The sequence below is a fragment of the Rhizobium sp. BR 315 genome (assembly GCF_050577975.1).
Lineage (GTDB): Bacteria > Pseudomonadota > Alphaproteobacteria > Rhizobiales > Rhizobiaceae > Rhizobium > Rhizobium miluonense.
The window spans coordinates 1-21911 of record NZ_JARWKZ010000078.1 but is presented as its reverse complement, the minus strand read 5'-3'; the positions used below and the strand labels follow the sequence as shown (position 1 = coordinate 21911).

Below are 21911 nucleotides of genomic sequence, written 5' to 3'. Positions count from 1 at the left end.
GCATGCAGAAATACATGCGTCCCCTAAGACACCCGCTAACTTTCGGAGGCACATATGAAAATCACCTATGCTCTCGCCCTCGCCGGCATGTTGGCATTCTCCGGCTCGGCTTTCGCTGCGTCTTCAGCCGCCACAACCACTGACACTACCGTCAAACCGGCTGCTACTGCGGCAACCACCAACGCTGCGAAGCCGGCGGCGACAACGACTACGGCTGCGAAACCGGCTGCTGCCGACGCGCAAAAGCAGGCCATTTCCAAGAAATGTTCGGCTGATGCAGATGCCAAGGGTCTGCATGGCAAGGACCGCAAGAAATTCCGCGAGCAGTGCAAGACTGCAGCCATGAAGAAGAGCTGAAGGCCGTCGACCCGAACCGCTAAATTGCGCGTATATACGGGTGCTTCGATATAAAGGGGGCGGAGAGTAGTCTCCGGCCCCTTATCTTCACAAGGTTAAATCTGTCTAGCGGATGGTCAGCGTGATCGAAATCGAACAAAGCCCGCACGAAACAATGGCGGCGATCGGGAACCGAATGGCGAAACGATTCCGACCGATCGCAAGGTGTTTCATAATTCCTTCCCTGCTGCCCGAACAATCTTCGCCTAAAGCCTCTTCAAAGCCTGGATTTCGAAGAGGTCTGTCACCACCGGCGATTGGAAGTCAGCCATTTTATGGTGGAATTACAGCTGGAACGATTTGGCCGCGTTAGTGGCGGCGGACGGGTGGAGAACCGGCGGGCTTTGCCTGCTATTTCGTTCCGAAGCCAGATCTGCGGACACCGCCAGCCAATGTGGCTGAAATTTCAGGTATAACGGCGGAAGCATCGTTTGGGCGTCATCTTGAACCATCTATTTTAGTAATTTCTTGTTGGCCTCTGGTTGATTGCATCCCTTTGGCTGCTTGATTTTGCCGGCACTGCAAGCGCGATGTGGACGGCTATTGTCCTCGGCGTGCCGATCGCGGCGTCGTTGCAGTGGGCAGTTTGGGACGTTCATCATCCACGCCCCTGCTTAGGCTTGGACGCGAGCGTAATACCGAGTAGACTCACCATGAAAAGCGGCGGAGTGGCCCCAAGGTCAGGAAGCCAACATCAAAACTCTTCCCATTCCTTTGCCGCAGTGGCAACTGCGGTCCTTCCGCCAAAAGCACCGGCCAGCTTCTGACCGAGGGCACGAGCAGGAGAGGCGATGGGCTTGGTCGCCCGGTCGATGGCGCGGACAGCCGCCTGGCTACCATCGAGCTTGAAGCCGGCGATCAGTTCCTTCAAGCGGCTGGCTTCCACGGCTAAAGTCGCACCGGCGGCATTGGTCTCCTCGACCATGGCTGCATTTTGTTGGGTCACCTGATCCATCTGGTTGACGGCGGTGTTGACCTCGGCCAGACCAGTCGACTGTTCGCGTGCTGACGTAGCGATCGCATCCATGTGCTGATTGATAATCACGACGTCCTGCTCGATGGCGTGCAGGACTTCGCCCGTGTCACGCACAAGCTTGACGCCGCTTTCGACCTCGGTCGTGGAATTACGGATGAGATCCTTGATTTCCTTGGCCGCCAGTGCGGAGCGCTGCGCCAGTTCGCGCACTTCCTGCGCCACCACGGCGAAGCCCTTTCCGGCATCTCCGGCACGAGCCGCTTCGACGCCTGCATTCAACGCCAACAGATTAGTCTGGAAGGCAATCTCGTCGATGACGCCGATAATGTTAGATATCTGGTTCGACGACTGTTCGATACGGCTCATGGCCTCGACGGCATTGGCAACGACCTTTCCAGATCGTGTCGCGCTCTCGTTCGCCTGGATCGCCACGGCGCGGGCTTCCTCGGCGCGTTTGGAAGAGTTCGAGACATTGACGGTGATTTGGTCGAGGGCCGCAGCCGTTTCCTCAAGCGAAGCCGCCTGCTTTTCAGTACGCTGCGAAAGGTCGTCGGCGCTCTGGCTGATCTCGCGCGAACCGCTATCAATCGATGCGGTCGAACGAGCGACCTCGCGGAGCGTTTCGCTTAGCTGGGTGATCGTCGCATTCAGATCGTGTCGCAGAGCTTCAAAGTCTGGAGCGAGCGGCTCCGTCAGTTGAAACGATAGATCACCGGCGGCCAGCCGCTTCAAGCCATTTGCCAGACCGACAGTTGCCTCCCTCAGGCGCTGTTGTGCGGCAGCTTCGGCCTCGGCTGTCACTCTGAGACGGTCCGCTTCCGTCTGAGCGCGGTTTTCCTCCGCCTCTGCCTCCAGTCGCTTATTCGCAATGGCCGCCTGACGGAACACTTCGACCGCACCAGCCATTTGCCCAAGCTCATCGCCTCGTGCCATTCCGGGGATTTGAATATTCGTTTCGTTCGATGCCAGCCGCACCATGGTGGCGCGCAACGCCGCCATCGGCTTGGTAATGCCAAAGACAATTGCAATGATTGCCATCACGAAACCAGCCACCAGTCCTGCCGCCGAAGACGCCGCGGTCAGGAATCGGGTCGTGTTCGTTTTATCCGTCAAATCGTTCGAGCCCTTGTCGGCGAATGACTGGATGTCTGTCGTGAGGCCGCGGATCGCCAGGCTGAGCTCATGGAAGCTCGGATCAACCTGACGATGATACAAATCGACAGCTTCCTTGTCTTGACCCTTCTTCACTAGATCCATCACTGCAGTGACGTTGTTGATGAAGAGGTCGGTCTTCTTCCCGAGCTCATCGATGCGGTCGGAAAAAGCCGGCGCCTGCTGGCGAAGATCGGAGAGGATCTGCTTGAGTTCGGGAACAGTGCTATCAAACGCGTCGCTCGACCGCTTGATTTGGTCGGGATCAGTTTCCGCGATGGCTCGAAAAACGTTGTAAACCAGTTCATAGCTGAATGTGTTCGTGCGCCGAGCATTCGCCACTGCTCGCGCTTCGTGATCGAGAAATGCAGTATAGGAACTGTCGATCACCTTCATTTGCGCGGTCGCATACCAGATGCAGGCGACGATGATCAGCGACATGAATATGATGACGGAAAGCAGTTTTGAAAGAATGCTTATTCGGTTTAGAAATGACATGGCGCTCGAACCCGTTGAATTATAGGGGAAATTCTATTTTTGCTTGGTAAATAGCTCGTTAAGCGCAACATATGCTGACCGCATTTTGGGCGTTTCTTTCGTTTGTTGGATATTGCCTCGCAATATGGACAATATTGCCAAGCCTCGGGTCCCGAGCATCGTGTTGGAACTGCCTTGAGATCTCGGTGTGATCAGCGCGGGTACCTTAATCAGCATACTGACCAGACCTTGCTGCTTTCGGCGAATCGGAAAAACCTGACGAGCCGCGGCGCATGAAGGTCTGTTTTTCGGGAGACAAACCACCCGAAGGTTGCTCCTAGGCCGTCAAGCAGTTGAGGCCCCGGCTAGCGGCCGCCATAGGTCAACAGCGTTGGCACGATGAAGAGGCTGGCTGTGCACGATCGGAGCATGGCCGTGCTGGGCGAAAGGTGGCTGTAGAAGACGTAGCCAAGAACCGGCTTCATCAGGTGATTCTAAATCGGAAGGCGACGCCGATCTCCATTCGTGCCGTCACCGAACCAGGCCGCTGCCAGCGCAAAACACAGCGTTACATCGAGTTTCTTTGGGAGTGCTCAAAGGGATGTGAAGCCTAGTACAGTGCCGCTAGCCAGCAGTGGAAAAGTTGGGACGTCAAACCGTGGCGACGCTGAAGCTGAAGACCGGCGACACCAGCGCTCGCAATATCCGGCAGAGGCGTTTGGGACGAACTTGCGCACTCCAGTGATGGGGCCTCGGAGCAAGGGTGGACTGGGTTCGGCGAATAGTGACTGCACCTTTGCCGTCGACACCCACTACGCTGCAGCTATTCTTACCTATATCGATTCCCAAGATTAAAATCGTCGTGGATCGGCTCTTCTTCCTTCAATGACGGATCATCATACTCGATATCCTCGGAAGGGTGGGCCATCTCATAATCACCGGGCTTGGTCGATGATGCGAGCTTCACCTTGTTGCGCAAGCGTACGCTGCGTGAAGGAACATGGTTTAGCCGAAGCTTTTCGTCTAGTTGCTCGTCTAATCAGCCTAGATGAAGCTAAGTGTATGGACGATCGAACGACCACAAGTTCTCGTGTTTGAACTTCTCTGCACCGAGAGCGATAATTCAGGTCAGGGCAAGTGTTTTGATCAAATCCACGATCTTTCGGCGCATCCGTGCATCTTTGATCGTCTTGAAGGCACGGTTAAGTTCGACACCTTCCTCGGATGAAACAAACACGATGAGGTTGTTTTCGATAGTAGATGCTTCGTTTAGGGAATCGGGACCATTGGGAGCTATATTGATGAAGAAGTGCGAGATCGGAACACCGAGGCTGTCCGCAATACCTTGCAAGCGACTTGCGCTCACTCGGTTGGAGCCCTTCTCATACTTCTGAACTTGCTGGAAAGTCACCTTGAGCCTTTCTGCAAGCTGCGATTGGCTCAAATTCAGCAGGCGCCGTTGCGCACGGATGCGTTTCCCGACTTCAATATCGATATGATTGGGAAGCTTTTTCTTCGAGGTATCGTGCACTTTCCCCTCTTCTTATCGGTGATATCGTCCACGGCGAGATGGTGGACATGGGCCGCCAAACTCCGCACATGCTATTGCAGAGCTTTCCGCCTCTGACTGCTGGGTGGCAAGCGATACGGCAATGCAAATTCGGCTCTTGAGTATAGGTGCCCTTCGTTTCATGCGCATTTTGTATTGTGCATGCGCAATCTGGCTAGCATGGCGTATCTGGAGAGGGACAAGCGGCGGCGCCGAAACACGGGGAATTTGCTGCATTGTGACGTTGACATTGGTACGCACAGTATCGATCCCCACGAGAAGGTCGAGATTGGCCGATGCAAGTATGGACAAGTTGACTCGGGCGCTATCCAGTTCGGTGGTAAGAAATGGAGCTCGTTAGCGAACAGGGTATGGGAATGATAACCTTGCATTTCTGACCCGTGAGAATTGCGACCAGGTGCAGGGCTGTCTTGTGGGGCGCCGCCACCCGATTTCTGATTAGCCGAGTACATCGAACACGCCGAACTGCACGGGGAGGGCTCGCCGGTGACGCTAAATCACAATCAGGTCCATATACTTTCAGGTGTAAGGATATCAAACGGTACAATGCGCTGTTCGATAGAAGATGATTCCCGGCGCTCGATCAGACGAAGCATGACGTCGATGAGTTCCGCTGGCATTCTGTCTAATGGATGGGACAATGACGCGGTGATCAGGCCCTCGTTCAAGCCTTTGCGCGTTTCTGGTCCGACGTCGCTGCAGACAATGCGGATTTTGCTTTGCCGGTCCGGCGGGAGCTCACGCATCGCTCGCAGCACGCCCGATATGCCGCCGCCATTGACGAAAATGCCCCTGATTTCGGGTTCTTGCGCGATCAAACCTCTTACGATCTCGTAGGCGTTTTCCGGCACCTCATGTGTAAGAAGTGTATCGCTGATCTGAAAAGCCGGCGCATGCTCTCGCATGTAAGAACGAAAGCTGGCGTCAGCGATGTCCTGACACTGATAGCGATTGCTGCCAACCAGGGGAAAAACCTTTCCAGGTTCGTCGGCAGTCTGGCGGATAAACCAGGCGGCTGTCCTTCCCCGCTTCCAGTTATCAGTACCGACAAAGCCAGCGCGGCTGGCGGCAGATAGATCGGTGACATAGGCAACGACGGGGACGCCTCGACCGCGCAATTCATCGATTGCTTGGCTCACCAAGGGGTGATCCGCGGTAATAACCGCTACCGCATCCGAATTCTGCCCGATCCTGAGAAGGTTGGCCGAGACCGCTTCCGGAGATAGGTCGTCTTCGAATACGACCTCGGGCTCGATAACGGCGTCGGTTCGTCTATAGGCCGCTGCCATAAGCCCTTCTGCCCATAATTGATAAAGTGGCCTGTGCGACTGCTGCATGAGAAAGCCAAAGCGACGATGGGGCAGATTGTCTTGTTTGCGCTGGCGCAATGCTCCCAAGCCGTAAAACCCGATTTTGTCTGCGGCCTGGAGGATGCGATCGACAGTATCAGCCCGCACGGTCCCTGTTCCGTGAAGAAGCCGATTGACCGTGGACAAACTGACGCCTGCGGTATTCGCCAAATCAGACATTGTGGGTCTATTCACTACCGCCTCCCATGTGCCATTCGTGAATGGCACATTTTGGAATGAAATATGTTTCAACGCGTCAAGCCAATTTCATTTTGGCATTTCGCGCGCTACAGATCAACATGCATTCACGTCCTCGGGACGATGGTAACGGGAGGAGAAATTATGAAGGGGTTTAAGCACTTTTGTGCAGCGTTGCTTGCGACTACGGTCGTCGCTTTGACTGTGCCCTCGGTCATGGCGGCCAACATCGCTGTGGTTGGCGGAAAGAATGACGACGCATTCTGGAATCTGATTAAGAAGGGCATTGACGATGCCCGGCCAGTCGTAGAGGCCAACGGCGGCAAGGTGAATTACCTGCGTCTTCAGACCTATGACAACTTCGCTCCTGACGTGGTCCAACTTATTCAAACGGCGATAAGCCAAAAGGTCGATGGGCTCGTCATTCCGAACTGGGTTCCTGAAGGCGAGGATCCGGCTATCAAGCAAGCGGTCGCTGCCGGGATCAAGGTTATCCTGATGAATGCGGGTGGGATCGACAAGGCCAAGGAACTCGGCGCTCTCAACTATGTCGGTTCCGATGAATATCTCGCAGGTGTCGCGGGCGGCCAATATTTCTCCAAGAATGGCAAGAAAAATGTCATCTGTGTAAACACCGTTCCAGGCGCCGCCAATCTGGAGTCGCGCTGTAAGGGTGTCATCGATGGCATCACCAAGAGTGGCGGAGCGGGTAAGCAATTGCCGCTGCCGGCGACGAGTTTCGGCGATGCTACCGCGGTTGCGGAAGCCATCAAGGCGACTCTGCTTCAAGACGCGAAGATCGACGGCGTCATCACGATCTCGGCAGGCGATGCGGACTCAGCGGCCATTGGGATTCAGCAAGCTGGCAAGACCGAAGGCCTTCTGCTCGGTACTTTCGATCTCAACCAGTCCGGCCTTGATCGCATCAAGAGCGGTACTCAGGGTTTCGCGATTGATCAACAGCCCTACCTCCAGTCGCTTCTGGCTGTAACGCTTCTGGCCTCTTCGATTGATTTCGGGGCGGAACTTCCGACATCCCCACTGCTCACTGGTCCGAGTATCGTCGACAAGAGCAACATCAAGGCAACCCTGGCAGGCGTAGCGAAAGGCGCGCGCTGACCGCAATCAATGTCTCACGCCGATCCGCCACAAGCGGTCGCCGGATCGGCGTGTACATTCGCACGACGAGTGCTGATTTTTTGTCAGCTCGCGCAGGCTGCGGCAAACACTGGGAGTGAATTACGTGAAAAACCTGTCCTTGGGTAATCTTATTAGGCGCCCCGAATCCGGCGCCTTTCTCGGCCTCGCCTTCGTGCTCGTCTTCTTCGTCGTCTTTGGGAGCATCGAATTCCTGAAGCCGGCCGGCGCGGCAAGCTGGCTTAACGTCGCCGCCAACCTCGGGATCGTCGCGATTCCTGTCGGGTTGCTCATGATTTCTGGCGAGCTTGATATCTCGATCGGAGCGATGATCCCTGCGGGCGCGTTGACGGTGGCTATCATCTCCGGCCACTACGGCATGCCGATCTGGCTGGGCATTCTGGGCGCATTGGGCCTCGGTTTGGTGATCGGCTTGATTAACGGCTTTCTCGTTATCCGCACTGCTGTGCCATCGCTCATCGTAACCCTTGGCACCCTGTTCGCGGTACAGGGTCTTATCCTCGGATGCTCGGTGTTGCTGACGGGAACGACCAGTGTCGCGCTTAGCCCGGCCGCGTCCGGTGTGATCGCGAAGTCTCTCTTCGGATCTTTCGTAGGCGGTAGTTTTCAAGTGACCATTTTCTGGTGGCTGGGGCTGACGGCAGCATACATTTTCTACGTCCACTTCTCGCCCTTCGGAAACTGGATCTTTGCCCTGGGGGGCGACGGTGCAAGTGCGCGAAACGCAGGTATTCCAACTGATAAGCTCACAGTAACGCTCTTCGTACTTTCGTCGATGAGCGCCGCCTTTGTTGGCATGTGCCAAGCGATCTTGTTCAATGTTGCGCAGGTTTCTGCGGGGATGACGTTCATCTTCAATTCGATCATCGCGGTGGTGGTCGGTGGCGTTCTGCTGACTGGTGGCTTCGGTTCGATCGTCGGGATTTTTCTCGGCACGGTCACCTTCGCGATCGTCAACCAGGGCATCTACTTCACGACGTTTGACCGGAATTGGTCGAGCTTGATCATCGGCGTCATGCTGCTCCTCGCCGTGTTGATGAACAACACGTTCCGCATCATGGCACTAACCTATTCGCCGAAGAAGAAGTGAGGCGGGCTATGAGCACTCCCATCCTTGAACTCCGGAACGTCAACAAGTCTTTTGGCCCGATCGACGTGCTCCATGACATCTCCCTGAAGGTTGACGCAGGTGAAGTTCTCTGCCTGCTGGGTGACAACGGCGCCGGTAAATCGACCCTTATCAAGACGCTTGCCGGCGTCTATCAACCGAGCAGCGGCTCGCTATTGATGGATGGCCAGTCGGTGAGCTTCCCAGGGCCACGAGAGGCGCAAAAGGCTGGAATTTCCACCGTGCATCAATTCGGAGGGACATTTCCTCTGATGAGCATCGGTCGTTCCTTCTTCGTCGGCGCAGAACCAACCAAGGGGGTCTGGCCTTTCAAGATCTATGACCGCAAGAGGGCCAACGAGATTGCCGTCAAGGCCATCCAGCAATTCGGAATCACGCGCATTGATGATGGAGACCGGCTCATCGGCGGGTTGTCCGGTGGCGAACGGCAGTCTTTGGCAATTGCCCGCGCCGTCCACTTCGGTGCGAGGGTGTTGATCCTTGATGAACCGACCGCGGCGCTTGGCGTCAAGCAGGCGTCCCACGTCCTGCGGATCGTCCTTGAAGCAAAAAAGCGTGGCATCGCGGTCGTCTTCATCACACACCAGGTGACGCACGCCATGGCCGTCGGCGACCACTTTGCTGTGCTTATCCGTGGAGCGGTTGCAGCCAACTTCCGAAAGGGAGAGAAGTCCCGCGAAGAAATTACCGACCTTATGGCAGGCGGCGAGGCGCTCGCGAATCTGGGCGCCGAAGTCGAAAGCTACATGGCGGCACACGAGGGTCATCCTCCACCGGTGACGACCAACTGAACAAACAGGGAGGAAGACCCATGAAAATTGCCCTCGACCCATTTATGCACCGCCATCTCAGCCTCGAGGCTCTCCCGGCGAAGGTAAAAGAACTCGGCTACGACTGGATCGAGTTGTCGCCGCGCGCTGACTTCCTGGAATGGTTTAAGGCGCCGCGCGTCTTTCCGGAACGTATCAAGACGTTCAAGAAGGCGTTGAAAGACGCTGACGTCGGCATTGCTTCGATTTTGCCGATGTATCGCTGGGCCTCCAACGACGAAACGGAACGTCAGGCGGCCGTGAAGCACTGGAAGCGCGCCATCGAGATCGCTGTCGAGATGGAAGTCGACACCATGAATTCCGAATTCGGCCGCGGTCCACATCCCGACAAGGGGTCCTGCTACTGCTGCCATACAGGTTCGATGATCGAAGCCTGCGAAGATGCCTGGTGGCGTTCCATGGAAGAGTTGGTGCCAATCTTCGAACGCGAAGGCATCCAGCTCAATGTCGAGCCGCATCCGGAAGATTGGTGCGAAACACTGCAGCCGGCCCTCGACATCATCCGGACCGTCAATTCAAAGAACGTCAAGTTCCTCTACTGCGCGCCGCACACTTTCTATTTCGGGGACGATACGAAAGCGATGCTCAGGGAAGCCAAAGATGTGCTTGCTCACGTTCACGTCGGCGACACCTTCAATCACAAAGCAAGCTCGGGTCTTCGCTACATCCTCAATCCGCCCGGCACCCAGGCACGCGTCCACCAGCACCTGAACATTGGTCAGGGCGAGGTGCCGTGGGACGAGTTCTTCGGCACGCTCGCCGAAATTGGCTTCGACGGCGTCATGACCTCCTGTGTATTTGCCTGGGAAGACAAGGCGGATGAGTCTGGGCGGTTCATGTGCAACGAGATGCAGAGCTACGTTGATAAATACCGGAAAGCCTAGTCCCGGATAGAAGATCGGCACCCCGTTCCCTCGATAGGAGGGTGCCAACACGAGCGCTACCGCGTGATAGCGCGCACAACTTGACGACAAATTGGCAGCGGCGCCGGATCCCAACCGCCGGGGGCGGAGCTGTGCCTTGGAAACCGGCAGAGGGCCGGAGGAGATATGAAATGATTAATGGTGAAAAGAAAACGGAACGGCCGTTGCGTTGGGGTATGGTCGGCGGCGGCCGGACCGGACAGGTTGGTTACAAGCATCGAACTGGCGCACTGCGCGACGGTACCTATCGATTGGTGGCCGGTGCATTCGACCTCGATGCTGTTCGCGGCCGCGATTTCGGTGTGAACCTCGGCGTCGACGCGGAGCGGTGCTACGCTGACCACAAGGAAATGATCGCCAAGGAGACGGCGCGCGAAGATGGCGTCGAGGTCGTCTCCATTGCGACCCCGAACTTCACGCATTACGAAATCACCAAGGCGTGCCTCGAAGCTGGCATCCACGTCATTTGCGAAAAGCCGTTGTTCTTCACGGTCGCCGAATGCGAGGAAATCGAGAAGTTGGCGAACGAGAAAGGCCTCATCGTCGGCGTCACCTACGGTTTCACCGGCCACCCGCTTGTCCATCAGATGGCGGCAATGGTTGCCAAGGGTATGCTCGGCGAAATCCGCATCGTTGACCTCCAATATACCCACGGCTTCAATGCTGGTGACGACGTCGGCGCGCCGGAGGCCGTGAAGTGGCGTACCAATCCCAAGACGGCCGGCCCAACCTTCGTCCTCGGCGACATTGGAACGCATCTTTATTATCTTTCCGAAATCGTGCTGCCAGATCTCAAGATCGAAAAGCTTCTTTGTGACCGCAAGGCTTTCATTCCCAGCCGTGCACCGCTCGAAGATCATGCGACTGTGCTGATGCACTACGACAACGGCGCCCGCGGCCGTCTCTGGGTGTCCTCCGTCAATGCTGGCAACATGGGGTCGCAACGTTACCGCTTCGTTGGCTCCAAGGCGTCCGTCGAGTGGTCGGACAGTCATCCGGACCAGTTGTTCTACGACGTTCAGGGTGAACCTAACCGTATCTTGCACCACGGCATGCCGTATCTCGAGGAGGAAAGCCTTGCCGTCGACCGAATGGGCGCCCTGCACACGGAAGGCCTCGGTGACAGCTGGTCGAACATCTATCTTTGGATTGCTCAGGCTATCGACGCCAAAAGCCGAGGCGACGAAGCCTTTCTGAAGACCCATCACTATCCAGGCATCAAGGCGGGTACCGAAGGCGTGCGCTGGCTGGAAAACTGTGTCCGCTCCGCAGATGCTGGAGCCGCTTGGATCGACTTCAAATAGTTGCTCCAAAGGGAGCGTGCACACCTCCCAAGCGCACGCTCCCACCTTCATCAAACATTGGAAAGAAAATCTGATGAAACTCTCGATTTGCACCGACGTAATGGGTGATCTGTCCTTCACGGATATGCTCGACAAGTGCGTCCGACTTGGCGTCGAAGGTATTGAAATGACCGGCGGCGGGTGGTCCCGTGCGCCGCATTTCCGCGCCGACGAGCTTCTCGCGGACAAGGGACTCCTGAAAACCAAGCTTAAGGAAATCGCTGCCCGCGGGCTGGAAATTGCTGCCCTCAACTGCTCGGCGAACCCGCTGGATCCGGGCGCCATGGGCAAACGGCACTGCGAGGAGATGGAGCAGACGATCCGGCTTGCAGGTGAGATCGGCGTCAAGACGATCGTCACGATGTCAGGGCTGCCGGAAGCCGCTCCGGGCGATATGGTTCCGAACTGGCTCGTCTACACGAAGAGCTGGCCGGACGAGATGCCCGAGCGTGATCGCTACCAGTGGGAGGACCGCGCCTTCCCGCTTTGGCACGACCTGGTCAAGCTCGCCAAAGAAGTCGGCGTCGAGAAATATGCGCTGGAAAACTTCTCGGCAATGCTCGTCTGGAATCCGGAGACGCTGCTGCGCCTGCGAAACGAGGTCGGCCCGAGCGTCGGCATGAACCTTGATCCCAGCCATCTGTTCTGGAAGGGCGCCGACCCGATCGCCTCGGCAAGGGCACTGGGAAGTGCCATCCACCATTGCCACGGTAAAGACACGCGCATCGAGCGCGGGCTTGCCGACGTCAACGGCCTTTTGGAGCTGAAGGACGTGACCGACGTCGCAAACCGCACCTGGAACTACGTCGCCGTTGGCGCCGGACATGATCTGCAATGGTGGAAGGAGTTCTTCTCCGTCGTCCGCATGGTTGGTTACAACGGATGGGTCAGCCTCGAAATGGAAGATTTTACCATGTCGACGGACGCCGGCATCCAGTCATCCATCGATGCACTGCAAGCAACGATCAGCCGATGACACAGCCGTACAAGTTCATCGTCACGATTGAGCTTGTTCCGGGGACGCGGGACGAAATCCTCGCCCGCGCCCCGGAGGTACAACTGGCGGCAAGAGCCGAAAGCGGATGTCTTTCGTTTGACTGCCTTACCTGCACGGACAATCCGGACCGGCTGGTGTTTATCGAATCCTGGGAAGATGAGCAGGCTTATGCGGAACACTTGCTCAAAGACCATACGCAACGTTTCCTCGAGTTTTACGAGCCGCTTCACCGGTCGTATACCTTCGAGACAGTCACGGCAGGCACCTGATGCGCAATCCGATCACCATAACCACTGCGCCCTGTTGCTGGGGTGTCGACGATGTCAAAAACCCGCATCTTCCTGCTTGGGAAAAGGTGCTTGACGAAGCGCAGGCCGCCGGTTTCGGCGGATTGGAACTCGGCCCCTATGGCTTTCTGCCGCTGGATCTGGGGCAGGTTTCCAAAGCGCTCGACCAACGTGGCCTGAAGATCGTCGCCGGCACGATCTTTGACAACCTCGTTTCTCCATCAAACCGCGACAACCTTCTGCGCCAGACCGACGAAATCTGCGCGCTGATCACCCAGTTGCCCCAGCCCGAAACGCATCCTGGCCAGCGCTACACCGCGCCTTACCTCACCGTGATGGATTGGGGCCATGACGAGCGCGACTATGCAGCCGGCCATTCCGATCGTGCACCCCGTCTGGATGAAGGCGCCTGGCAAGGTATGATCGACAATATCCGCGCCATCGCGACGCTCGCACGCGACAAATATGGCGTGCGTGCGACCATCCACCCTCACGCAGGCGGTTATATCGAGTTCGCAGACGAGCTGCGGCGTATCGTAGAGGATATCCCGGCCGATCTTGCCGGACTGTGTCTGGACACGGGCCATATGGCTTATTCCGGCATGGATCCCGTTACCACGCTTCGCCAATACTGGGATCGCGTCGACTACATTCATTTCAAGGATATCGACAGCAAGGTCTTTTCTGAGATCATGGAAGAGCGCATTCGCTTTTTCGACGCCTGCGCCAAGGGCGTCATGTGCCCGATCGGTCGCGGCTCCATCGACTATCAAGCCGTCCGCGCGCTCCTGACTGAGCTCAGCTACGGCGGCTACATCACAATCGAACAAGAACGGGATCCGCGCAACACGGGAAGCATACTGGACGATCTGGCGGCAAGCCGGTCGTTCCTAGCGCGCGCGGGATTCTGAGGAGGGAAATCCGCAATGAAACCACTCGACGTCATTACCATCGGCCGAGCATCCGTTGATCTCTACGGTCTACAAGTGGGGGGCCGACTGGAAGATATGGGCTCGTTTAACAAGTACATCGGCGGTTCGCCCACGAACATCGCCTGCGGGGCGGCGAGACTCGGACTGAAATCCGGCCTGATCACGCGTGTCGGCGATGAACATATGGGCCGCTTCATCAAAGAACAGTTGGCTCGCGAGGGCGTGGATGTTGGGGGCGTGGTCACCGATCCGGAACGCCTGACCGCTCTCGTTTTGCTCGGCATTCGCGACGAAGACACCTTCCCTCTGATCTTCTATCGCGAAAACTGCGCCGACATGGCGCTTTGCGAAGCCGACATCCAGCAGGACTACATCGCCTCGGCACGCTCGGTGGTCGTAACAGGCACGCATTTGTCTAATCCGCGCACCGAGGCCGCTGTCATGAAGGCGCTTGGCTTCGCGCGAGAGAGCGGTGCCAAGACCGCGCTCGATATCGACTACCGGCCGAACCTCTGGGGCGTCGCCGGTCACGGTGAGGGTGAAAGCCGTTTTGTCGCCAGCCGAGAAGTCACTGAAAAACTTCAATCGACATTGCATTCCTTCGATCTCATTGTCGGTACCGAAGAGGAATTTCATATCGCGGGCGGGACGGCCGATACTGTCGCCGCCTTGAGAGCGGTTCGTGCGGTGTCGTCTGCCACACTCGTCTTGAAGCGTGGCGCCAAGGGGGCCGTGGCGTTTGAAGGCGAGATCCTGGACAATCTAGACGATGGTATTTCGGGTGAGGGTTTCCCGATCGAGGTCTTCAATGTTCTCGGGGCGGGCGATGGTTTCTTCTCCGGCCTGCTGAAGGGTTGGCTCGACGGGAAGGATTGGTCGACCTCTCTCAAATACGCAAATGCATGTGGCGCCTTTGCCGTTTCCCGCCACGGCTGCACGCCGGCCTATCCGTCGCTGGTTGAGCTCGAATTTTTTCTGGAACGAGGCGTCAAACGGCCGGATCTGCGCAATGATACAGCCGTCGAGCAGATCCATTGGTCGACCAACCGTCATCGCAATCATGGCGAAGACTGGCCGGACTATCGGATCTTCGCCTTCGACCATCGGATCCAGCTCGAGCAGATGCAGGGCTATAGCTTGGAAAGAGGCGGCGCGTTCAAAGAACTCTGCCTCCAGGCAGCCGTCCAAGTCCAGGCCGGCCGGCCCGGCTACGGTATCCTTTGCGACAATCGTATCGGCAAGAAGGCCCTGCACGCAGCCTCGGGAAGTGGGCTTTGGATCGGACGGCCTTGCGAATGGCCAGGATCACGACCCCTGACTCTGGAACCAGAACTCGGGAGTGACTACGGGGGATTAAGCGAATGGGCACGCGACAATGTGGTGAAGGTGCTGTGCTTCTGCCACCCCGATGACGACGCCGAGACACGCGCTGACCACGAGGCAACCGTCAAACGGCTGTTTGAGGCGTCCCGGCGCAACAATCTTGAGTTTTTGCTGGAAATCATTCCGTCAAAGGTCGGACCGGTCAACGACGAGACCACCGCTATCCTCATCCAGCAGTTCTACGGCATCGGGGTCTTCCCCGACTGGTGGAAGCTGGAACCGATGACCACGTCCGCTGCGTGGTCGAACACGATCGCGGTAATTGAAAAGAACGATCGATACACCCGCGGAATCGTCGTGCTTGGCCTTGACGCACCGGAGGCGGAACTCGCAGCCAGCTTTGAGGTGGCGGCGAGCTTTGACCTGGTCCGCGGGTTTGCCGTCGGACGGACCATCTTCGGCGATGTCGCGCGCGCCTGGATGAAAGACGAAATCGAAGACGCAGCCGCTATCGATGAAATGGCGAAGCGCTATGGGCGCCTGGCGTCGATCTGGGATAAGGCGCGGGCAGCCGCGCGGGAGAAAGCAGCATGACAAACACAATCAGACTTACGGCAGCGCAAGCGCTCGTCAAGTGGCTTTCTGTGCAGATGACAGAAGACGGCGAGCGCTTCATCGAAGGCGTATGGGCAATCTTCGGCCACGGGAACGTGGCAGGCCTTGGCGAAGCCTTGCATGGTATCAGGGATTCGCTGCCGACATGGCGTGGCCAGAACGAGCAGACGATGGCGCATGCTGCCATCGCTTACGCCAAGACTAAACGGCGAAAGCGCGCCCACGCCGTAACCTCATCCATCGGACCGGGGGCCACCAACCTGGTGACGGCGGCAGCACTCGCGCATGTCAATCGGTTGCCGGTGCTGTTCATTCCCGGCGATGTCTTTGCCAATCGCCGGCCGGACCCCGTCCTGCAGCAGATTGAGGATTTCGACGACGGCACGATCAGCGCCAACGATGCCTTCAAGCCCGTCGTCAGATATTTCGATCGGATTTCGAGGCCGGAACACCTTCTCACCGCGCTTCCGCGCGCGCTGTCTGTCATGACGGATCCCGCCAATTGCGGGCCGGTCTGCCTTGCATTCTGCCAGGATGTGCAGGCGGATGCCTTCGAGTATCCGGAAAGCTTCTTCGAGCCGAAGATCTGGCGCATCCGCCGTCCCGAGCCCGATCCGCGTGAGGTGGAAGAGGTCGCGGCCTTGATCCGCGCCGCCCAAAACCCCGTCATCATCTCCGGTGGTGGCGTACTCTATTCGGACGCGGAAGATACGCTGGCGGCCTTCTCCAGACGGCACAATATCCCCTTTGTCGAAACGCAGGCGGGCAAAGGCGGCAACGCCTGGGCCGACGAGTTCAACTTCGGATCTCCGGGGGTCACCGGCTCGGAATGCGCCAACCGTCTATGCGAGAACGCGGATCTCGTGATCGGTGTCGGAACGCGTTTTCAGGATTTCACCACAGGATCCTGGGCGCTCTTCAAGAACGGCGACCGTAAGCTCGTCTCGATCAACCTTCACGGTTACGACGCAACGAAGCATGGTGCGGTGCCGGTCGTTGGGGACGCGCGTGTGACGCTGGAGAAGCTGTCTGCGCTTCTTGCAGGCCACAAGGCCCCGGATTTTGACGCAGCCTCGCGAACAAGCTGGCACGCGGCAGTGAAAAATGTCACTGCCGCTCCTCAGTCCGGCGGGACCAACCATCTTCCAACCGATGCGCAGGTCATCGGGGCCGTCCAAAGAGTTTCCACCGACGAAACCGTGGTCATGTGCGCCGCCGGCACCATGCCTGGTGCATTGCAGGTCCTTTGGCAGTCCGCCAGGGGCGGCTACCATATGGAGTACGGCTATTCCTGCATGGGCTACGAAGTGGCCGGTGCCATGGGCATCAAGCTGGCAGCTCCCAACAAGGAGGTTATCTGCTTCGTCGGCGACGGCTCGTATATGATGGCCAATTCGGAACTGGCCACAGCAGTCATGCGCCGGATCCCCTTCACGGTCGTCCTGACCGACAATCGTGGCTACGGCTGCATCAATCGCCTGCAGATCGAGTGTGGCGGCGCCGAGTTCAACAATATGTACAAGGACAGCAATATCGAGGAAATGCCGGAGCTCGACTTCGTCGGTCATGCCCACTCCATGGGTGCGCATGCTGAGAAGGCAACCGACATTGCGGACCTCGAGCGGAAGATCGTTGAAGCGCGTTCTCGCACCAAACCGACCGTCATCGTGATCGACACGGATGCCGTTCCGGGCACCGGGGCAGGTGGTCATTGGTGGGACGTTGCCGTGCCCCAGACCGGCGGCCCTGAACGGCTGGAGAGCGCGCGCGAGCACTATAATCAGAATGCGCGCGATCAGCGGACTTTCAACTAGAGAGCATCGACATGCCCGATCTTCTGCGAAGACCCTTCGGTACCCATGGCAAGGTCCATGAGATCACACCGCAGTCCGCCGGTTGGCGCTACGTTGGTTTCTCGCTCTACCGCTTGAGGTCGGGCGAGGTGGCCGTGGAAACAACTGGAGATCGCGAAGTCATCCTTGTGATGGTAGAAGGGAAGGCCGAGTTTCAGGCGGCAGGAGAAGACTGGGGAGTGCTCGGAGACCGTATGAACGTTTTCGAGAAGACGCCGCCCCATTGCCTCTATGTACCGAATGGCCACGACTGGAAGGCGGTGGCCGAGACCGATTGCGTCATCGCCGTATGTTCAGCACCGGGGCAGGGCGGCCATGCTGCGCGCCGGATCGGGCCGGACGGTATTTCGCTGACTGCGCGCGGCAAGGGCACGAATACCCGCCACATCAACAATATCGCCATGGAGAACGAGGACTATTGCGACAGCCTCCTCGTGACGGAGGTGTTCACGCCGGCCGGGCACTGGTCCTCCTATCCAAGTCACCGTCACGACGAGGACGACTTCCCCCGGATCACCTATCTCGAAGAGACCTATTATCACCGCCTCAATCCCGCCTGCGGCTTTGGAATTCAGCGAGTGTATACCGATGATGGACAGCTCGACGAAACGATGGCGATTAAAGACGGAGACGTCGTCCTCGTCCCGCGAGGCCATCATCCCTGCGGTGCGCCCTACGGCTTCGAAATGTACTACCTTAATGTCATGGCCGGACCGCTGCGCAAATGGCGCTTCATTCCCGCGTCGGAAGTCGAATGGATCATGGAGCGGGACGCGACATGATCTAAAGAGCGCTCAATCAGAAGACTGCCCACACCTATCCTACGAGTCGTTTCTGGACTTCGCGAAAGGGTTTTGCTGTTTGGGAGTCGAGCCGCACAACGATCTTGGCCGCGGCTCTTCGATAGAATTTCGCCTCACGAAGCGGGAGCGATGCCTGACGTTATTGCGGCCGTACAAGCTCCGCCGTTCAAGGGCCAGGCACGCTCGAGAGGGAAATTCGCCGACCTTTCGATTTTATCGATGCATCGTTGGCGTGAGCCGCCAACATATTGCGATTTGGCTGAGCCATCTGGCGACAACCTTTGGGGGCTGCAATGCCGCTGCTGAAGTTTCATCTCTACAAGGGACGCTCGGCCGATGAAGTCAGCCTGCTGCTCGACGCTGCTCACAAAGCCATGGTTCATTCATTTAACGTGCCGAAGGCAGACCGGTACCAGATCGTTTCCGAATACCAGTATCCCTATCTGCAAGCTCTCGATACCGGACTTGGCATTCCGCGAACGGAAAAATTCGTGCTTGTCGAGGTCGTCTCTCGACCGCGCGGCAGACAGGCAAAGGTCGATTTCTACCACAATCTCTGCGTTGCGCTCGACAAGACGTGTGGAATCCAGGCATCCGACGTGATGATTTCCTTCGTGGAGAATTCCGACGAGGACTGGTCATTTGGTTGTGGGCGGGCGCAGTTTCTCACTGGCGAGCTCTAACCACACAAACCTTAGGATGGGACGGTACCCTGCCTTCAGAATTTTGCCGTCTGCTCGCGGGAAAAGGCAAGCGCTGTCCATTTGGGCCGTGATCTGATCCGGTTTTGCAGTTCGTCGTGACCTGCTCCGATATTGATATAGCCAATTCGTCAACGGTTTCGCCGCGACCGAATGGATCAATGTCAAATCGAAATAGGTGTCAGAACATTGTGGAAATCAACTGGCAGGGCGCCGGCTCGCGATTCGGAATTGGATTCACTAATTGCTGGACCAAGAACTGCGTAGCCTGGATCTGAGACGTTTTCAGACAATTCCAAGCACCTATTCGTTGCAAAAGTGTCTCGTGACGCTTTAACGGTTTTCAACGAAGTGTCCTCACCTCTATGACTGATCTCCATTGTTGCGAGTTCTAAAAATTCGCATTGAGCCAATCCGTGGCGCCAAAACGAGTGTGGACGGTGCAGCTGGCGGTTATCTTTTGGACGGAAGAGGGGTGTCTCAAGGTGGTGAGTTCTCTGAAAGCGGCGGCGTCTATCGTATGCACCGCGTTGCTGCTGGGCAATTCGGCGCAGGCATCGGAAATTGTCGGTCTCAACTCCGGTAAAGTGCTGCAAGGCTCGCCTCCGTTCTCAGAAGCGGTACGGGTGGGCGACACCCTTTACATGTCGGGTCAAGTGGGGCTGGAGCCCAGCACGCAGAAACTGGTCCCAGGCGGCATCGAGGCTGAGGCTAAGCAGACGATGGCGAACATCAAGGCCAGCATCGAAGCCAGTGGCTACGAGATGAGCGATATCGTCAAGTGCCTGGTAATTATGGCCGATATGTCAGAACTGCCGGCGTTCAGCAAAATCTACTTGTCCTCATTCGAAGAAAGCAAGTACCCGGCGCGAAGCGCATTTGCCGCGTCAGGCTTAGCACTTGATGCACGGGTTGAAGTTGAATGCATCGCATCGAAATAGAGAACTTGGTATTTCGCCGCGCGGAGTGGTTTGGCATTGACTCAATTCAAGGCCCGAAACAACCCGTCGCACGGCCACTGTTCGCCACAAGAGGGATCATGCATGTCTCAGATCGAAGAACGCCTTAAAGACCTCGGCCTGACGTTGCCTAAGGTCGGCAAAGCCGCCGGGAATTATGTCGGTGCCGTCACGACGACTGGACGCCTCGTGTTCATCTCGGGGCAAGGGCCGATTGTTGACGGCGAAGTCGTCTACAAAGGCGTAGTGGGAGCCGATCTCAGCCCAGAGGAAGGCTACAAGGCCGCTCGCATAACGGGACTGAACCTTCTCGCCGCTCTTGAGGCGGAAATTGGATCGCTCGACCGGGTAAAGCGTATTGCCAAGTTGCTCGGCTGGGTCGCTTGCACTCCGGACTTCACCGGTCAGCCATCCGTCATGAATGGTATGTCCGACCTGTTCGTCGAGGTTTTTGGAGACCGAGGCGTCCATGCACGCAGCGCGCTCAGCGCGCATGTGCTCGCGCTTGGCATGGCTGTGGAAGGAGAGATGGTCGTCGAGGTGGAATGACCCACGTTGCGATTCCGCCATCCCTAGCGAATTTACGAGGACGAAATGACCGTATCTCAGGACATCATCAGGCAAGCAGCGGATCGTTTGTGGGAGGCAGAGCAGACTGTTCGACCTTGTCGTCCTATTCGAGACATTATCCCCGAAAAGGACATCGAAAGTGCCTACGCCATCCAGCAGCACAATATCGACCGGCATATCAAAGCTGGACGGCGTGTATCGGGTCGCAAGATCGGCCTGACGGCGAAGACGGTACAGCAGCAGATGGGCGTGTTCGAACCGGATTTCGGCACTCTTTTCTCAGATATGGAGTATGGCCATGGGAGCGAGATTCCATTCGATCGATTGATCCGTCCCCGCGTCGAAGCCGAGCTGATGCTGGTCCTTGATCGTGATCTTGACCAGGACATGATCAACTTCAGCGACGTCTTGCGGGCGAGCGCCTTTGCGATCGCGGCAATCGAGGTGGTCGACTGCCGGTTGATCGATTGGGATATCCGAATCGCCGACACGGTTTCCGACAACGCAGCGGCTGGGGTCTACGTACTCGGAGCCTCTCCCAAGTCGATCCTCGATGGCGATATGGCTAACTGTGCCATGACGCTCCACCGCAACGGCGAGCTCGTCTCGTCAGGGCGCGGGGAGGCTTCGCTGGGCCATCCCGTCAACGCCGCTGTTTGGCTGGCACGGACGTTGAAGAAACTCGGTTCCCCCCTGCGGGCCGGTGACGCCATCCTGACTGGAGCGCTGGGACCCATGGTCGACGCTAGGCCTGGAGACCGCTTCGAGGCTCGAGTCGAGGGATTCGGCAACACCGTCATTCATTTTAGTGAAAATTGAGTGATACTCCAACATACCCCCTCTTCTCAACGCATGGAGGCCGTCCGTGCCTTTTGACGATCAAAACACCGCTTTGCCGGCGCCCCTCAGGAACCGGTTTAAAGAGCGTCTCGTATCCGGGGAATTGCAGTTCGGGCTCTGGCTCGCGATTGCCGACGCCTATGCGGCGTCGATCGCCGGCCGTGCCGGGTTCGAATGGCTGGTGCTCGACGGTGAGCATGGACCGAATGACTTGAGAAGCATTCTGGACCAACTGCTCGCGCTTGAAGCTTCTCCCTCTTCGGTGGTCGTTCGTCTGTCAACCGGCTCGGAATATTGACCCCTTATCGGCGTCCAATCTTCACCCCCCTGTAGGCGATCAGCGCTTGGCCTGCCCGGCGCTGGCCGGGGTTGCAGAGGGTAGGCCAAGTGCGGGTGTCTTCGGCTTTAGCTTTGAGAGCGGTTCTTGAAGCGCCAGGACTCGTTTCCTGTTTCCACGATCTCGCAGTGATGGGTCAGGCGATCGAGGAGTGCTGTCGTCATCTTGGCATCACCAAACACCGACGCCGACG

General features: G+C 57.4%; 21 protein-coding genes. 17 read left to right on the top strand and 4 right to left on the bottom strand.

The annotated features are described in order from the left end of the window. Positions 1 to 54: 54 nt before the first annotated feature. Positions 55 to 357 carry a PsiF family protein gene (locus QD409_RS33140; protein WP_430764810.1) on the top strand — a complete coding sequence of 101 codons (303 nt, stop codon included), beginning with the start codon at positions 55 to 57 and terminating at the stop codon, positions 355 to 357. A 733-nt stretch (positions 358 to 1090) separates the two neighbouring features. On the opposite strand, the gene QD409_RS33135 is transcribed toward QD409_RS33140, so the two are convergent. The 3 genes from QD409_RS33135 to QD409_RS33125 all read right to left on the bottom strand — a co-directional run bounded on the left by QD409_RS33135 (position 1091) and on the right by QD409_RS33125 (position 6115). Continuing rightward, positions 1091 to 3022 (bottom strand): methyl-accepting chemotaxis protein, encoded by a 1932-nt coding sequence (locus tag QD409_RS33135; RefSeq protein ID WP_430764809.1) that lies wholly within the window; start codon positions 3020 to 3022, stop codon positions 1091 to 1093. Between the two features lie 1102 nt (positions 3023 to 4124). Further along, entirely contained in the window at positions 4125 to 4532 is a 408-nt protein-coding gene (locus QD409_RS33130; RefSeq protein ID WP_430764808.1) for a helix-turn-helix domain-containing protein, read from the bottom strand. Positions 4533 to 5074: 542 nt separating this feature from the next. Continuing rightward, positions 5075 to 6115, bottom strand: a complete 1041-nt coding sequence (locus tag QD409_RS33125; RefSeq protein ID WP_430764807.1) for a LacI family DNA-binding transcriptional regulator — start codon at positions 6113 to 6115, stop codon at positions 5075 to 5077. A gap of 147 nt (positions 6116 to 6262) precedes the next feature. On the opposite strand from QD409_RS33125, the gene QD409_RS33120 reads away from it, so the two are divergent. The 16 genes from QD409_RS33120 (at position 6263) to QD409_RS33045 (ending at position 21679) form a co-directional block, all read left to right on the top strand. Then, positions 6263 to 7237, top strand: a complete 975-nt coding sequence (locus QD409_RS33120; protein ID WP_430764806.1) for a substrate-binding domain-containing protein — start codon at positions 6263 to 6265, stop codon at positions 7235 to 7237. A 124-nt stretch (positions 7238 to 7361) separates the two neighbouring features. Beyond that, positions 7362 to 8366: an ABC transporter permease gene (locus tag QD409_RS33115; RefSeq protein WP_430764805.1), complete on the top strand. Its 1005-nt coding sequence runs from the start codon at positions 7362 to 7364 to the stop codon at positions 8364 to 8366. Positions 8367 to 8374: 8 nt separating this feature from the next. Next, entirely contained in the window at positions 8375 to 9196 is an 822-nt protein-coding gene (locus QD409_RS33110; RefSeq protein WP_430764804.1) for an ATP-binding cassette domain-containing protein, read from the top strand. Positions 9197 to 9216: 20 nt separating this feature from the next. Then, positions 9217 to 10119, top strand: a complete 903-nt coding sequence (locus QD409_RS33105) for a sugar phosphate isomerase/epimerase family protein (RefSeq protein ID WP_430764803.1) — start codon at positions 9217 to 9219, stop codon at positions 10117 to 10119. Between the two features lie 170 nt (positions 10120 to 10289). Beyond that, positions 10290 to 11462 carry a Gfo/Idh/MocA family protein gene (locus tag QD409_RS33100; RefSeq protein ID WP_430764802.1) on the top strand — a complete coding sequence of 391 codons (1173 nt, stop codon included), beginning with the start codon at positions 10290 to 10292 and terminating at the stop codon, positions 11460 to 11462. 73 nt (positions 11463 to 11535) lie between these two features. Then, positions 11536 to 12477, top strand: a complete 942-nt coding sequence (locus QD409_RS33095) for a sugar phosphate isomerase/epimerase family protein (protein ID WP_430764801.1) — start codon at positions 11536 to 11538, stop codon at positions 12475 to 12477. Further along, a complete protein-coding gene (locus QD409_RS33090) occupies positions 12474 to 12767 on the top strand; it encodes a putative quinol monooxygenase (RefSeq protein WP_430764800.1) in 294 nt (97 codons plus the stop codon). The genes QD409_RS33095 and QD409_RS33090 overlap by 4 nt, the downstream gene beginning before the upstream one ends. Then, complete coding sequence (locus QD409_RS33085; protein ID WP_430764799.1) at positions 12767 to 13696, top strand: TIM barrel protein; 930 nt, start codon at positions 12767 to 12769, stop codon at positions 13694 to 13696. The genes QD409_RS33090 and QD409_RS33085 overlap by 1 nt, the downstream gene beginning before the upstream one ends. Positions 13697 to 13711: 15 nt before the next feature. Continuing rightward, the gene (locus tag QD409_RS33080; RefSeq protein WP_430764798.1) at positions 13712 to 15634 is read left to right on the top strand and encodes a bifunctional 5-dehydro-2-deoxygluconokinase/5-dehydro-2-deoxyphosphogluconate aldolase; all 1923 of its coding nucleotides are present in this window, start codon (positions 13712 to 13714) and stop codon (positions 15632 to 15634) included. Beyond that, positions 15631 to 17469 (top strand): 3D-(3,5/4)-trihydroxycyclohexane-1,2-dione acylhydrolase (decyclizing), encoded by a 1839-nt coding sequence (gene iolD / locus QD409_RS33075; protein WP_430764797.1) that lies wholly within the window; start codon positions 15631 to 15633, stop codon positions 17467 to 17469. The genes QD409_RS33080 and iolD overlap by 4 nt, the downstream gene beginning before the upstream one ends. Before the next feature lie 11 nt (positions 17470 to 17480). Then, positions 17481 to 18290 (top strand): 5-deoxy-glucuronate isomerase, encoded by an 810-nt coding sequence (gene iolB / locus QD409_RS33070; protein ID WP_430764796.1) that lies wholly within the window; start codon positions 17481 to 17483, stop codon positions 18288 to 18290. Positions 18291 to 18604: 314 nt separating this feature from the next. Further along, the gene (locus QD409_RS33065; RefSeq protein WP_430764795.1) at positions 18605 to 18994 is read left to right on the top strand and encodes a tautomerase family protein; all 390 of its coding nucleotides are present in this window, start codon (positions 18605 to 18607) and stop codon (positions 18992 to 18994) included. 458 nt (positions 18995 to 19452) lie between these two features. Continuing rightward, on the top strand, positions 19453 to 19953 hold the full coding sequence (locus QD409_RS33060; RefSeq protein ID WP_430764794.1) for a RidA family protein: 501 nt from the start codon (positions 19453 to 19455) through the stop codon (positions 19951 to 19953). A gap of 102 nt (positions 19954 to 20055) precedes the next feature. Continuing rightward, entirely contained in the window at positions 20056 to 20520 is a 465-nt protein-coding gene (locus tag QD409_RS33055) for a RidA family protein (RefSeq protein WP_430764793.1), read from the top strand. A gap of 45 nt (positions 20521 to 20565) precedes the next feature. Beyond that, positions 20566 to 21360 carry a 2-keto-4-pentenoate hydratase gene (locus QD409_RS33050; protein ID WP_430764792.1) on the top strand — a complete coding sequence of 265 codons (795 nt, stop codon included), beginning with the start codon at positions 20566 to 20568 and terminating at the stop codon, positions 21358 to 21360. Between the two features lie 46 nt (positions 21361 to 21406). Then, a complete protein-coding gene (locus tag QD409_RS33045; protein WP_430764791.1) occupies positions 21407 to 21679 on the top strand; it encodes an aldolase/citrate lyase family protein in 273 nt (90 codons plus the stop codon). A 107-nt stretch (positions 21680 to 21786) separates the two neighbouring features. Here the strand turns inward: QD409_RS33045 and QD409_RS33040 are convergent. Then, positions 21787 to 21911, bottom strand: a 125-nt coding sequence (locus tag QD409_RS33040) for an ATP-binding protein (protein WP_430764811.1), incomplete at its 5' end; no start/stop codon positions are given.

What these genes read in the sequence shown, in the direction of transcription:
- QD409_RS33080 (WP_430764798.1), top strand. Translation starts at nt 13,712, where the DNA reads ATGAAACCACTCGACGTCATTACCATCGGCCGAGCATCCGTTGATCTC.
- QD409_RS33140 (WP_430764810.1), top strand. Translation starts at nt 55, where the DNA reads ATGAAAATCACCTATGCTCTCGCCCTCGCCGGCATGTTGGCATTCTCC.
- iolB (WP_430764796.1), top strand. Translation starts at nt 17,481, where the DNA reads ATGCCCGATCTTCTGCGAAGACCCTTCGGTACCCATGGCAAGGTCCAT.
- QD409_RS33095 (WP_430764801.1), top strand. Translation starts at nt 11,536, where the DNA reads ATGAAACTCTCGATTTGCACCGACGTAATGGGTGATCTGTCCTTCACG.
- QD409_RS33090 (WP_430764800.1), top strand. Translation starts at nt 12,474, where the DNA reads ATGACACAGCCGTACAAGTTCATCGTCACGATTGAGCTTGTTCCGGGG.
- QD409_RS33100 (WP_430764802.1), top strand. Translation starts at nt 10,290, where the DNA reads ATGATTAATGGTGAAAAGAAAACGGAACGGCCGTTGCGTTGGGGTATG.
- QD409_RS33085 (WP_430764799.1), top strand. Translation starts at nt 12,767, where the DNA reads ATGCGCAATCCGATCACCATAACCACTGCGCCCTGTTGCTGGGGTGTC.
- QD409_RS33055 (WP_430764793.1), top strand. Translation starts at nt 20,056, where the DNA reads ATGTCTCAGATCGAAGAACGCCTTAAAGACCTCGGCCTGACGTTGCCT.
- QD409_RS33105 (WP_430764803.1), top strand. Translation starts at nt 9,217, where the DNA reads ATGAAAATTGCCCTCGACCCATTTATGCACCGCCATCTCAGCCTCGAG.
- QD409_RS33110 (WP_430764804.1), top strand. Translation starts at nt 8,375, where the DNA reads ATGAGCACTCCCATCCTTGAACTCCGGAACGTCAACAAGTCTTTTGGC.
- QD409_RS33120 (WP_430764806.1), top strand. Translation starts at nt 6,263, where the DNA reads ATGAAGGGGTTTAAGCACTTTTGTGCAGCGTTGCTTGCGACTACGGTC.
- QD409_RS33135 (WP_430764809.1), bottom strand. Translation starts at nt 3,022, where the DNA reads ATGTCATTTCTAAACCGAATAAGCATTCTTTCAAAACTGCTTTCCGTC.
- QD409_RS33050 (WP_430764792.1), top strand. Translation starts at nt 20,566, where the DNA reads ATGACCGTATCTCAGGACATCATCAGGCAAGCAGCGGATCGTTTGTGG.
- iolD (WP_430764797.1), top strand. Translation starts at nt 15,631, where the DNA reads ATGACAAACACAATCAGACTTACGGCAGCGCAAGCGCTCGTCAAGTGG.
- QD409_RS33065 (WP_430764795.1), top strand. Translation starts at nt 18,605, where the DNA reads ATGCCGCTGCTGAAGTTTCATCTCTACAAGGGACGCTCGGCCGATGAA.